We start from the raw sequence: 12,739 nt of genomic DNA on the forward strand, positions 1-12,739 counted from the left end.
CTCTTAACCCCTCCGGACCGCGACGGGCAACCGTTCCACCGGGCATCAGTCGAGCAGATTACGGGCGTACTCGCCCCGCAGGCGGTCGTCTCCCAACGCCCGGGCGGCCTCAGTCAACACCGCGCGAATCTGCTGCGCGCGGTGCTGGAGCGCGGGGTCCGGATGTCCGGCGAAGCGCAGCGGGTGGAACTCGGCGGCGAGCAGCGCGTAGGCCCGCTTGACCTCCTCACTGCCTGCCGAGCGTGCGAGCCCCAACACGGTGAAGTAGTCCGCGTCCTGGATCTCCTCGAACTTGGCCTCCAGGCGGTGCACGTCCAGCTCCGGCGGCAGGCCGCCGTGGGCGTCCTCCGAAGGCGGATGCAGCGCGATGAGGCCCAGCGTCCGCGCCACCGCGAGCGTCTTGAGCGCGCCGTCCTGCGGCAGGCCCGCGCCCAGGAGCAGTGACTCCAGCGTGCGTTCGCCGTCCACGGCCTGGAGCAGCTGGAGCTCGCGGGCGGAGAGGCCGAAGTCCGCGGGGGGCATGTGCGCGTCGCCTCGGGAGACCTGGGCGCGCAGCGAGCCCGCTGCGTCCAGGAGCGATTCGGCGGTGAGCGTGTTGCGCAGCCCTTCCGCGAGCAGGTGCAGCGGCGGGCGCGTGGCGGCGGCGAGCGCCACCTCGTGAGGCGCGGGCTCCGGCACCAGACGGTAGAGCGTGGAGGGCTCCGCGAGCGCGTCCAGGAAGACCTGTTCGGTGTAGCGCTGGACCAGCGGGACGGATTCGGCCTCGCGCACGTAGCCGCGCCCGCGCAGGGCTTCCAGCAGCGTGCCGGTGGTGGCGCTGCGCACGAGCCGCAGCTCGGCTTCCTGGCGCGCGTCGATGAGGCCGTCCGCGCGGGCGCGGTCGACGAGCGACTCGCCCTGCGCGGAGGACGCGGCGCCGACCAGGGCTCCGTCGCGCAGCCAGAGGACGCGCAAGGCGTTCATCACCTTGAGCTCCAGGCGCACCTCCATGCGCGCGTCGCAGAGCCGCAGGATGAGGCGCGAGAGGCCCTCTTGCGTGAGGCTGCCGCTGCGGGCCACCGCCATCTCCGGGCGGCCGGGCGATTCGAGGGGGATGATGGTGGCGCGGGCCTGGGCCGCGGCCTCTTCCGCGTCCCGCTGCGCTCGGGCTTCGAGTTGTTCGCGCTCGCGTTCGGCCTGGAGGCGCTGTTCGACGGCTTCGGCTTCGAGCCTCGCGCGGGTTTCGCGCTCGCGGGTGAGCTCCTCGCGGAGCTGGTCGAGCTGCGCTTGCAGGGTGTCCTTGGCCTGCGTGAGGTCCGTGGATTCGGAGCGGGCGCGGGCTTCGGCTTCGGTGCGTGCCTGGGTCTCGGCGGCGAGACGGGATTCCGCGGCGGTGCGGGCCTGGGACTCGGTTTCGAGGCGGGCTTCGAGGTCCTGGCGTGCCCGGCCTTCGGAGTCGAGGCGGACTTCCAGCACGGTGCGCAGCCGGCCTTCGGATGTGGCCTTGGCGGTGGCTTCGGCGGCCTTCTGCTCGGCCTGGAGGGCGCGGGTTTCCGCGGCGGTGCGGGCCTGGAGCTGCTGTTCGGCGGTGGCTTCCGCTTCGGCGCGAGCCTGTTCGGCCTGGGCCATGCGGGTCCGCGCGAGTTCGTCCGCGTCGGTCCGGGCGTGCGTGGACTGCTCGGCGCGGGACTCCGCCTGGGCGAGGGACTGCGCGAGTTGATCCGCCCGGGCCTGGGCCTGGGTCAGCTCCTGCGTGAGCTGCTCGATGCGAGCCTGGGCCTCGGTGCCAACGCGGGTGGACTCCTCCGCGCGTGCCTCGGTTTCCGTGCGCGCCTGCGTGAGCTGATCGATGCGAGCCTGGGCCTCGGTGCGTGCTTGCGCGAGCTGATCCGCGCGGGCTTCCGCTTCCGTGCGCACCTGAAGGAACTGCTCCGCGCGGGCCTCTGCTTCGGCTCGTGCCTGCGTGAGCTGTTCGATGCGGGCTTCAGCCTCGGTGCGCGCCTGCGTGAACTGTTCGATGCGGGCTTCAGCCTCGGTGCGCTCCTGCGTGAGCTGTTCGATGCGGGCTTCAGCCTCGGTGCGCTCCTGCGTGAGCTGATCCGCGTGGGCATCAGCCTCGGTGCGCTCCTGCGTGAGCTGTTCGATGCGGGCTTCCGCTTCCGCGAGCGCCTGCGTGAGCTGCTCGATGCGAGCCTGGGCTTCGGCCTGGGCCTGCGTGAACTGGTCCTCGCGGCTCCCCGAGTTGGACTGGAGCTGCTGGAGTTGCTCCGCTCGGGCCCCTGCTTCGGCCCGTGCCTGCGCCAGCTGCTCGGTGTTGGCGTCGCGGGCTTTCTCGGCTTCGGTGGCTCGCGCTTCGGCCTGATTCAGGGCCTGCGTCAATTGCTCCACGCGGGCTTCCGCCTGGAGCAGGGCTTCGGCGTTTCGTTCGGCGGTGGCTTCCGCGGCGGCGCGGGCCTCCTCGGCTTGCGTGGCGCGGCTTTCGGCCTGGCTCACCGCCTGGGCGGACTGTCTTGCCTTGGCTTCGCCTTGGAGCAGCACCTGCGCCAGTTGCTGCGCCCTGGCCTCCACCTGCGCCAAGGCCTGCGCGGACTGCTTCGCCTTCGCCTCGGATTGCGCCAGCGCCTGCGTGGCCTGCTGCACCCGCGTCTCCGCCTGGGCCAGCGCCTGCGCGGATTGCTTCGACTTCGCTTCGGACTCGGCCAGCGACTGGGCCAGTTGGTGCGCTCGCACCTCCACCAGGGACAGCGCCTGCGCGGAGTGCTTCACCTTCGCTTCGGCGGCGGTGCGGGCCTTCGCCTCCGCTTCAGCCCTGGCTTCCGCCTCGGCACGCCGCGCCTCCAGGTCCGCACGGAGCGCGGCATCCTCGGTGTCGCGGCTCTCCGCCTGCGCGGACTCGGATTGCGCTCGCTGACGCGTGTCCTCGCGGGCCTTGGATTCGGCTTCCGCGCGGGCTTCGGCCGCGATCCTGGCTTCGGTCTCGGCTTCGAGCCGCGCTTCCACGTCCGCGCGTGCGGCCTGCTCCAGCTCCGCGCGGGCTTCGGCTTCCTCGCGCGTCTGCGCTTCCTGGCGGGCTCGGAGCTCGGCCTCCTCGCGCGCCTGGACCTCCGTGGCGAGCCGCTTCTCGAGTTCGACGAGCTCGAGCCGGGCCATCTCCGCGAGGGCTTCGGCTTCGCGGCGGTCGCGCGCCTCGGCTTCCGCGCGGGCTTCGGCCTCCACGCGGCTTCCGGCCTCGGAGGCGAGCCGTGCCTCGACCTCCGCGAGGGCCTCCGTCGCCGACTCGGCCCGGACTTCCGAGGCCTCATGGGCCGCCGAGGCCTGCTTCAACAAGGACTCGGCTCGGGCGCGAGCGTGGACCTCCGCTTCGGCCCTCACCTCCACGGCGCTCCGGGCCTCCACCTCCGCGTCCGCTTCGAGCCTCGCGTCTTCGCGTGCTCGCTCTTCGCTCGCGATGCGCTCTTCCAGCTCGACGCGGAGCGACTGCTCCGATTCGGCCAGGGCTTCCGCGTCCGCGGCCCGGGCCTCCGCCTCCTCGATGGCGGCGTGGGCCAGCGCGAGTTCCTCGCGCAGTGACTCCAGCTCCGCGGCGAGCTCCGACGACGGCTCGGCCGCGTCCGGGCGCGCTGGAGCGGGGGGCTCCTGCTCCTGCGTGCGCGTCTTGTTCGCCCGCTGCAATCCTCCGGGCACCTGCAGCGGCGAAGACTGTGCCTGGACTTCCAGCCGGGCGTTCTCGCGCGACGAGGCACCAACTGCATCCGCGGCTCCGTCGCGCGGATTCGCGGAGGAGCCCCCTGCTCCTGCCGCGACAACAGCACCCGACGCATTGTCAGGAAGCGAGGTGACACCTGCACGTGCCGCATCGCCCACTCCGGACTCGGTGCCCGGACGCGTGGAGGTGCCGCCCGTTGCCGAAGCACCGGACTTGTCGCTCAGGCCCGCGGCGCTGCCTCCCGCGCCTGCCGCATTGCCCGAGGCCGCGGCGCTTCCACCCGCTCCTGCTGCATCGCCTGGGCTCGCGGACGAGACACCCACGCTCGCCACGACACCCGCGCTGCTCTTGCCCGACGAGCGCAGCGGGACACGGGCCGCGACACGCAGCGGCCTCTCGGTGTTCACGCGCGGCGCGGCGCTGTCCGCCGTTCCTCCATCGCGCGACTCCTTGGCCTCATCCGGACGCGACGCCTCCTTGCCCGGCTTCGCGTCATCAATCTTCGCGCGTGCCGCATCCGTCGGGCTCGCGGTGCCCGACGACTCCGCCCACTGGAGGGGCTTGGAGCCCTCCGACTTCGCCTCCTCGACGGTCTCGGAGTCGAACCAGTCCGAACCCACCGGCTTCGCGGCGTCCGAGGAGGACTCCTCATCCTCCTGCTCGCGCGCCTCGGCGGAGGCCTTGAGGTCCGCCTCCAGCACGTCCCAGTTCGACAGGCCCGCCGCCGCCAGCTCCTCCGCGGTCGGCTCCGAGGGCGCGTCCTCCTCCGCCCCACCCGCCGCCGCGGCCCGCTCCTCCGCCGCCACGTCGTCCGCGACCGAACCGAAGTCCGTCTCGTCGGAGTCTTCCACGCCGCCCGGAGACGCACGCGCCTCCAGCTCCGGATCCGGCTCCAGCTCCTTCCACGCCAACGGCTCCGAGCCCTCCGGCTCCGACGCCTTCGCCTCCTCGTCCGAGTCGACGTCGAAGAACCCCTCGTCCCCCAGCTTTGGCGCGGGCTTCACCGGCTTCAGCCCCGGCGGGGTGAGCCGCTCCTCACGGAACGCGAGCTGCCCCTCGGCGGGCGCCTCTTCCTCGCCCTCCTCGTTCGGGAACGGAAAGCGCAACGTGGTGCGCGCTTCCGGTGGACGGCCCTCGTCCACCCCTTCCGCGTTCGGCGGCTCCGCGTCCCACTCACTGCCGACGCTCGCGTCCGGATCCTCCTCGCCCCATGCCTCGCCGGAGTCACCCTCCTCCGCCGCCCCGGCCCACTGCGACTTCGTGCCCACCGTCAGCGCGGAGTCGATGGAGGCGATCGCCTCCGTCTCCACTTCCAGGTGCGCCTGCTCCAGCGCGGCGTTCATCGCCAGGTGGGTGCTGCGCTCGCGCTGCTGGTGCACGGCGTGCGCGCTGCGCTCCTCGCGCGTCATCGCCGCGACTTCCCAGTCCGTCTGGTTCAGCGGCGCCAGGTCCCCGAACAGCGCGTTCGCCAGCGCGGGGTCCCCGCCCACCGAGCGCGGCGCCGTCGCATGCCAGGCCTCGTCCGCCGCCGGGGCGCTCCCCTTCGCCGGCTCCTGCAGCGTCCGGTTCTCCACCACGCGCCAGCCATCCGCCTCCGCCGGCGCGCGGATCAACGTGTCCACCAGCGTCACGAAGCTCGGCCCGTCCAGGGGCAGCGGCGCCACCGGCGCGCTGAAGCCTTCGATGGGCTCACTCAGCAGCAGCACCCGAGCCTTGTGGCCTTCCGGGTGCTGCACCAGCTCCTCCAACACCACGCGCCCGCGGTCGCTCTCCACGCTCGGTGCGAGCACGATGAGCTCCGGCAGGTGATGCCCGAATGCAATGAGCGCGTCCGCCGCGGAGGTCGCGAGGATGACCTCGTGCCCTTCGCGGGACAGCAGTCGCCGGACGGCGGCGATGGTGGCGATATCGTCGTGTACGAGGAGGACCGAGGCGCCCATGGGGGAGCCAGGGAGTCTACAGCATGGCCCCGGGATCCACGTCGATGACGACCTTCACCCCATTGGGCACATCCGCCAACGCCGCCTCCAACCGGGCGAGCAGTGGGGCGAGCGCCGCATGCGTCGGCGCCTTCAGGAGCAACTGCCAGCGCGTCTTGCCCCGGATGCGGGCAATGGGCGCCAGGGCCGGCCCCAACAGGCGCACCCCCGCCGACGCCGGCGGCATGTGTCGTCCCACCAGGTTCCCCAGGAACCGAGCCACACCCGCGGTCTGCTCCGGGTGCTCACCCTCCAGCCGGACGGACGCCATGCGCGCGAAGGGCGGATAGGCCAACGCCTTGCGCCACTCCAGCTCCTGCTTGGAGAACCCGTCGAAGTCGTGCGCCAGCATCCGCTTCACCGGCTCCGCGTCCGGATTGTAGGTCTGCACCAACACCCGCCCCGGGTCCTTCCCACGCCCCGCGCGCCCCGCCACCTGGGTCAACAGGTGGAAGGTCCGCTCAGCGGCTCGGAAATCGGGAATCGCCAGGGAGGTGTCCGCCATCACCACGCACACCAGCGTCACGCCCGGGAAGTCGTGCCCCTTGGCCACCATCTGGGTGCCCACCAGCACGTCGAGCTCCCGCCGCGCGAAGGAGGCCAGCAGCTCCGTCAGCTTCTCCGCGCTCGTCGCGGAGTCCCGGTCCAGCCGCGCTACGCGTGCGTGCGGCATCCGCTCCAGGACCTCCGCCTCCACACGCTCCGTGCCGATGCCGAGCTTGAGCAGCGGGCCGGTGCACTCGCGGCAGCTGTCCGGGACCGGGAAGGCCACGCCGCAGTAGTGGCACACCACCCGGTTCTGCGAGCGGTGGTGCGTCATGCACACGTCGCAGTCCTGGCACTTGAGCGACAGGCCGCACACCTCGCACAGGAGGATGGTGCTGTGGCCGCGGCGGTTGAGGAACAGGATGACCTGCTGCCCCTTGGCCACCGTCTCCTCCATGGCCTGGAGCATCTGCGGGCTCAAGATGGGCGCCTCTTCCGTCACCTGGCCCTCGCGCGGACGCTCCACGCGCAGGTCCACCAGGTTGATGGTGGGCATGGGCCGGTCGTCCACGCGGTTCTTCAGCTCAATCAGCTTGTAGCGGCCGGAGCGCGTGTTCTGGAGCGTCTCCAGCGAAGGCGTCGCGGAGCCCAGCACCACCACCGCGCTGGCCTGCTTGCCGCGCACCACCGCCAGGTCGCGCGCCTGATAGCGCAGCTTCTCGTCCTGCTTGAAGGACGGGTCGTGCTCCTCGTCCACGACGATGAGCCCCAGGTGCTCCACCGGCGCGAACACCGCCGAGCGCACGCCCACGGCGATCTTCACCGTGCCCTTGCGCAACGCCTGCCAGTGGAACAGCCGCTCGCGGTCCTTCAGCCCCGAGTGCAGCACCGCCACGTCGCCGCCAAAGCGGCTGCGGAAGCGCCCCACCAGCTGCGGCGTGAGCGCGATTTCGGGCACCAGCACCAGGCTGCCCAGGCCGCGCGCGAGCGTGTGCTCCACCGCGCGCAGGTACACCTCCGTCTTGCCGCTGCCGGTGACGCCGTGCAGGAGGTACGGCTGGAAGCCGCCCGCGTCGACAGCGCCCTGCAACTCCTTCACCGCCAGGGCCTGCTCCGGGGTGAGGCGGTCCGGGCGGTTCTGCACCAGGCCCTCGCGCACGCCGGGCTGGAGCGTCACCTCCACCCACTTCACGAACTTGCGCGTGGCCAGCTTCTTCAGCGTCTCGCGCGCGCCGGGGATGGCGTGCGTCACCTCGTCCAGCGGCGCGCGTCCGCCCACCGCCAGGAGGTACTGGAGCACCGCGGCCTGCGCCGGGGCGCGAGCCAGTTGCGGAGGCACCTCCGTGATGAGCGCCTCCACGAAGAACTGGATGTCCGGCTTCGCTTCCTTCTCATCCACCGCGGTGGAGAGGCCCGGCGGCAGCGCGCCGCGAATGACCTCGCCCAGCGGGTAGCGGTAGTGCTCCGCGGTGAAGCGCAGGAGCGCGATGAGGTCCTTGGGCAGGGACGGCGAGTCCTCCAGCACGCGCTGGATGGGCTTGAGCCGCACGCCGCCTTCCACCGGCGCGTTCGCGGGCCCCAGGTAGAAGCCCAGCGCCATGCCCCGGCCGAAGGGCACGAGCACGCGCTGCCCCGGGGCGAGCTTTTCCCCGAGCGCCTCCGGCACCAGGTAGGTGAACTCCCCGCGCACGGGACGGCCTACGGCGACAGAGGCAAGTTGGGCGGGAGTGGCGCTCACGACGGGGCGCACTGTAGCGGCGTGCTCCCGCTGCGACACTTCCCTTCCCACATCCGTACGCCGCGTCCGCAACGGAATGGAACCGCGAGAGGGGGCCTCTGCCTGTGCCCGAGGAAAACCACCCAGCGCGAAGTGCTCTTGCTCCATGACCGACCTCTTGCCGCCAGTTCCCCGGCCCGCCCGTCCTGCACCCGGGATCCACTGTGCCCCGGGCGTCTGACATCCCCGGTGCCCTGGAAACACGAAGGGCCCCTCCCGACCCTGGAAGACAGGGTGCGGAAGAGGCCCGGGTGGCCTGCGGGGAAGAGGGACGAGCGGGCGGGCTAGCGGCCGGCGGCCTTCTTCACGGACGGGCGGTTGGACACGCGGTCCCACCAGGCCATCACGTTCTTGTACGGGGCCACGGTGTCCTTCTCCCCCATGACGAAGAGGTACTCCATGTACGGCGCGAAGCAGACCTCGGCGAGCGTGAAGTCATTGCCCGCCAGGTACGGCCGGGTCGCCAGCGCCGCGTCGAGGACCTCCAGCGGACGCTTCAGGCCCTCGCGGCCCTTGGCGATGTTCTCCTCGTTGTTGGTGCCCCGGAAGCGCTCCATGACGATCTTCATCGCCGGGCCGGAGAAGTAGGACTGCTCCACGCCGATGAACTGCTCCATCAGCGCGTAGGCCTTGGGGTCCGCGGGCGTCAGCGACGGGCCCGGCAGGGTGCGGTCCAGGAAGCGGCTGATGGCGCGCGACTCGTACATGACAAAGCCGTCGTCCAGCTCCAGCGCGGGCACCACGCCAAAGGGCTGGCGCGCCACGTGCGCGGGCGACTTCTGCTCGCCCTTCTGCAGGTCGATGTTGATGAACTCGACCTCGTGGCCCTTCTCCGCCAGGACGGTGAGGACCTTGCGGGTACACGTGCTCATCGGGTTGCCATGGAGCTTCATGCGAATCGCCTCCGCGCCGGGAACCGGGGATATCCCGGTCCTGGAACGGGCGGGACTTTCACCGTCAGCCCCGCCCGCCGCAAGCGAATCGAAGCGCGCCGCTACTTGAAGAGCGCGTCCGGCACGGCCGAGCGGTTGTCCGCCTTGAGGGCGGTGAAGCGCACCACGCGCTGGCCCGCCTTCCACACCTCCACCGTGCGGGGCATCCAGTCGCCGGTGGCCGGCGAGGCGTAGTCCAGGAAGCGCACGTCCCAGGCCGCCCCGGACGCGTCCGAGTAGCGCAGCCGCGCGGGCCGGAAGGCGTCCTTGTAGACCCAGAACTGGGGCTTGCCCTCCGCGGGGTCTCCCAGGACGAAGGCCACCTCACCGCCGAAGCGCGCGAGCGACGTGACCTTGGTGTTGACGCCCAGCCCCTGGAGGTAGGCCTCCTGGGCGAGCTTGGTGTCCTGCACGCTGCCCGCGTCCTGCGCGAGGATGGCGCACACCTGGGCCACCAGCACGGAGACGGCAGGCATCTCCTTGCCCTCCACGCGCTTCTTGCCGGAGACCTGCACGGTGGAGGACTTGAGGCTGCTGTCCGGCGAGCTCGCGTCGAAGCGGCAGCGGCCCGGAATCTTCGCGGACAGCACGCCGTCACCCTGGAGCTCCGGGCGGTCCGTGGGGACGTTGAGGGCGGCCCCCGCCTCCGCCACACCCGTGGAGGAGAAGATGACGGAGCCTTCCACGCGGAAGGCCGACAGGCGCTTCTCCTCCCGCGCGGTGGCCATGCGCCGCAGGATGGAGCCGCCGGGCAGCACGTAGGCGCCGGCGGCGAGGGACACGAGGACTGCGGATACAGCGATGAGACGCTTCACGGCTTCTCCGTCTTGACGACCTCGCGCAGGTACTCCAGGAGCCCTCCGCGCAGGTCGGGGCGCTTGAGCGCATAGGCGATGTTCGCCTTGAGGTAACCCACCTTGTCACCGGCGTCGTAGCGCTGGCCCTGGAACTTGTAGCCCAGCAGACCTTCGGTCTTCTGGAGCGTGGCCAGGCCGTCCGTGAGCTGGATTTCCCCGCCCACGCCCGTGGTCTGCTTCTCCAGGATGGGGAAGATGGACGGGGGCAGCACGTAGCGGCCAATCACCGCCAGGTTCGACGGGGCGGTGCCCTTCTTGGGCTTCTCCACCACGTGGTCGATTTGAATGACGCCGTTGCCCAGGTCCTTGCCCGCGGCGATGCCGTACATGTGCGTCTCACTGTCGGGGACCTCCATCAGCGCGATGACGGCCTTCTGGTGCTGCTGGTAGATGCGCGCGAGCTGGCCGATGCCCGGATCCTCCGAGTCGATCATGTCGTCGCCCAGGAGGACGCCGAAGGGCTCGTCGCCGATGACGCTCTTGGCGCACAGCACCGCGTGGCCCAGGCCGAGCGGCTCCTTCTGACGCACGCTGATGATGCGCACCAGGTTCGCGATGGCGCGCAGCTTGTCCGCGTCCGCCGTCTTGCCGCGGGCGCGCAGCGTGGTCTCCAGCTCGAAGCCGATGTCGAAGTGGTCCTCGATGGCGCCCTTGCCGCGGCCGTTGATGACGACGACGTCCTCGATGCCCGCGGCGACGGCCTCCTCCACGATGTACTGGAGGGTGGGCGTGTCGACGATGGGCAGCATCTCCTTCGGCACGGCCTTGGTGGCCGGGAGGAAACGGGTGCCCAGGCCGGCGGCGGGGATGACGCACTTGCGGATGAGCTTCGCTGCCTTCGTGTCAGGAGAGGACATGGGGCGGGGAATCTATTGGTGGCCCAGAACCCCAGCAAGCCGGATAGATTCCCCGGTGCCATGCCGCTCCGTGCCATCGCCGCCGCCCTGTCGTTGACGCTCTCCGTGGTCCCCTTCCTCGCCCGAGCCGCCACGACCGAACGGGCCGATGAGCTGCGCAACATCGCGAATGCACGGTCCCAGGGCATGGGCGGCGCCTTCCGGGCCACGGGCCTGGGTGCGGATGCACTCCTGGGCAATCCGGCGGCGATGGCGCTGTACCCGGCCTACCGCATCGAGGGCACGGGTGCGTACGACCCTCGTAACAAGGAGGGCTTCCTGGGCATCAACCTGACGGACTCCAGCAGCGGCCGGCTGGCGCTGGGCGTGGACTACCACTGGCTTTCGCTGGGGCGCGGCGGGGGGCGCACGTCCGCGAACCTGAGCACGCTGGGCGCGGCGATACCCCTGGGGCAGTCGCTGCTCATCGGCCTATCGGGGCACTACCTGCGGCTGAATGGCCAGTCGCGCTTCGCCAACTCCATCACGATGGACGCGGGCATCCTGGTGCGGCTGAGCGAGCAGCTGACGCTGGGAGTGTCGGGGAACAACCTCATCGACACGGAGAACGTGGAGCTGACGCGCTACTTCTCCGCGCACGCGGGCTACGTGGGGCAGGTGGTGGTGGTGGCGTTCGACGTGCGCGGGGACTTCGAGACGCGCGACTCGACGGTGCTCACGTACAACACCGGCGCGGAGTACATCTTCGACCAGACGATTCCGCTGCGCGCGGGCTACACGTACGACGGCTTCCAGAAGATCTCGCGCGTGACGGTGGGCGCGGGCTTCCTGTCGCCCGGGGGCGGCGGCGTGGACCTGGCGTACCAGCACGACCTGGGCGGGCTGAACGGGCGCGTGCTGTCGCTCACGCTGCGGTTGCTGGTGAACTGAGGCGCTTCCAGGCGAAGCCGCTCTAACGGCCGCGGCCGGCTTCGGCGGCGTCCCGCAGGGCGAGGTAGCGCTCGGAGGCGGCGAAGCGGACCAGTTCCTCCAGCTCCGAGTCGTTGGGGCGGCGGGCCCGGAGCACGGTGAGCGCGGGCCCGGGGCCTCCGCAGGCGACGAGCCCCGCGCGGTTGGCGGAGTCTCGCGCGGCGGCGACGAGCAGGCTCGCGTCGAAGTCCCGGGTGCCGGGCTCCATCAGGAGGGCGGCGCGCTCCAGGGCCTTGGGAGACAGGGACTCGCGCACCACGCGGGCGTCGTCGCCGGCGTCCTTGGGGTTCTTGAGGACGGAGGACAGCAGCGCGAGCGCGCGCAGCAGGTGGTCCTTGCGCAGGGCGCGCAGGGCGAGCAGGTCCGGTGACAGCGAGAACAGCGCGCGGCCGGCGTGGAAGCGCAGCTCGGCGTTGGTGGGGGGCTGCTGCACGAGGAGCCGGCCCACGACGAGGCGCGGGGCGCTGGTGTGCAGCGGGGTGATGTTGGCGCTGTCGTCGTCGCCCGCGACAAGCTCCGGCAGGGGTACGCCCAGGAGGCGCGCGGCGCCGTTCAGCGCGTCGAGCACGGCGGCGGCGCCCGGGCCGGAGGAGGCGCGTAGGGGCTCCGTGGTGTTGGCGATGCGCGCGGGCGACGGGAACAGCCGGCACAGCGCGATGCCCACGCACGCGAGCAGCTCCCCGGACGGGGTGCGCAGGCCCGGGTGGCGCAGGCCGGCGCGCTCCTGGTTGGTGAGGGGCGTGCGCTGCACGCGGGGCGCTGGGACGTCGCGGCCCTCCAGGGAGTCCGCGAGCTCGCGCATGAGCGCGGCGCGGGTGCCGTCGCCGCGCTGGTCGAAGTGGTCCACGAGGCCGCGGTAGGGCTTCGGGTCGAGCGGGCTCTCCCGCACGAGCTTGAAGACGAGCGGCTCCGCGGAGGTGGCGTCCGCGGGGGGCGCGGCGTCCGGGACGGCGGCGGGCGTCTCGCGGGTCTCGGTGGAGCCGACGGTGGGGCGGCCTCCGGCCTGGGGCCGCGTGGGGGCCGGGCCGGAGACGGTGCCTTCGGGACGGCCGGCGCGGTGGATGCGGCGCACGGGGTCCATGCGGCCGGGAGGCGCTTCCCACGCGATGACGCTCGTGGCCTCCACGGGCCCGGCGCCGAGCTCCTGGGCGTCCTCGTCTTCGTCCTCGGACGGAATCTGGCTGAGGAGCGGGATGT

The 12,739-nt window shown here is 71.8% G+C and carries 6 protein-coding genes and 1 pseudogene; 1 reads left to right on the forward strand and 6 read right to left on the reverse strand.

Annotation, left to right across the window (positions count from 1 at the left end):
* Positions 1-45 precede the first annotated feature (45 nt).
* From D7Y21_RS12395 to galU, 5 genes are all read right to left on the reverse strand, one after another.
* The gene (locus D7Y21_RS12395) at positions 46-5,625 is read right to left on the reverse strand and encodes a response regulator (RefSeq protein WP_121713325.1); all 5,580 of its coding nucleotides are present in this window, start codon (positions 5,623-5,625) and stop codon (positions 46-48) included.
* A gap of 16 nt (positions 5,626-5,641) precedes the next feature.
* Positions 5,642-8,035: a primosomal protein N' gene (gene priA / locus D7Y21_RS12400; RefSeq protein ID WP_120566584.1), complete on the reverse strand. Its 2,394-nt coding sequence runs from the start codon at positions 8,033-8,035 to the stop codon at positions 5,642-5,644.
* 176 nt (positions 8,036-8,211) lie between these two features.
* On the reverse strand, positions 8,212-8,820 hold the full coding sequence (locus tag D7Y21_RS12405; RefSeq protein WP_120566583.1) for a glutathione S-transferase family protein: 609 nt from the start codon (positions 8,818-8,820) through the stop codon (positions 8,212-8,214).
* Between the two features lie 101 nt (positions 8,821-8,921).
* Positions 8,922-9,674, reverse strand: a complete 753-nt coding sequence (locus tag D7Y21_RS12410; RefSeq protein WP_121713327.1) for a hypothetical protein — start codon at positions 9,672-9,674, stop codon at positions 8,922-8,924.
* Positions 9,671-10,573 (reverse strand): UTP--glucose-1-phosphate uridylyltransferase GalU, encoded by a 903-nt coding sequence (gene galU, locus D7Y21_RS12415; protein WP_120566581.1) that lies wholly within the window; start codon positions 10,571-10,573, stop codon positions 9,671-9,673. Before galU ends, D7Y21_RS12410 begins: the two co-directional genes overlap by 4 nt.
* A 60-nt stretch (positions 10,574-10,633) precedes the next feature.
* On the opposite strand from galU, the gene D7Y21_RS12420 reads away from it, so the two are divergent.
* Positions 10,634-11,503, forward strand: a complete 870-nt coding sequence (locus D7Y21_RS12420; RefSeq protein ID WP_121713329.1) for a hypothetical protein — start codon at positions 10,634-10,636, stop codon at positions 11,501-11,503.
* Between the two features lie 22 nt (positions 11,504-11,525).
* Here D7Y21_RS12420 and D7Y21_RS41760 read toward each other — a convergent pair.
* A pseudogene (locus D7Y21_RS41760) lies at positions 11,526-12,739 on the reverse strand (hypothetical protein); the annotation flags it as partial.

The organism is Corallococcus sp. AB045, from assembly GCF_003668895.1.
GTDB classification, from domain to species: Bacteria; Myxococcota; Myxococcia; order Myxococcales; family Myxococcaceae; genus Corallococcus; species Corallococcus coralloides.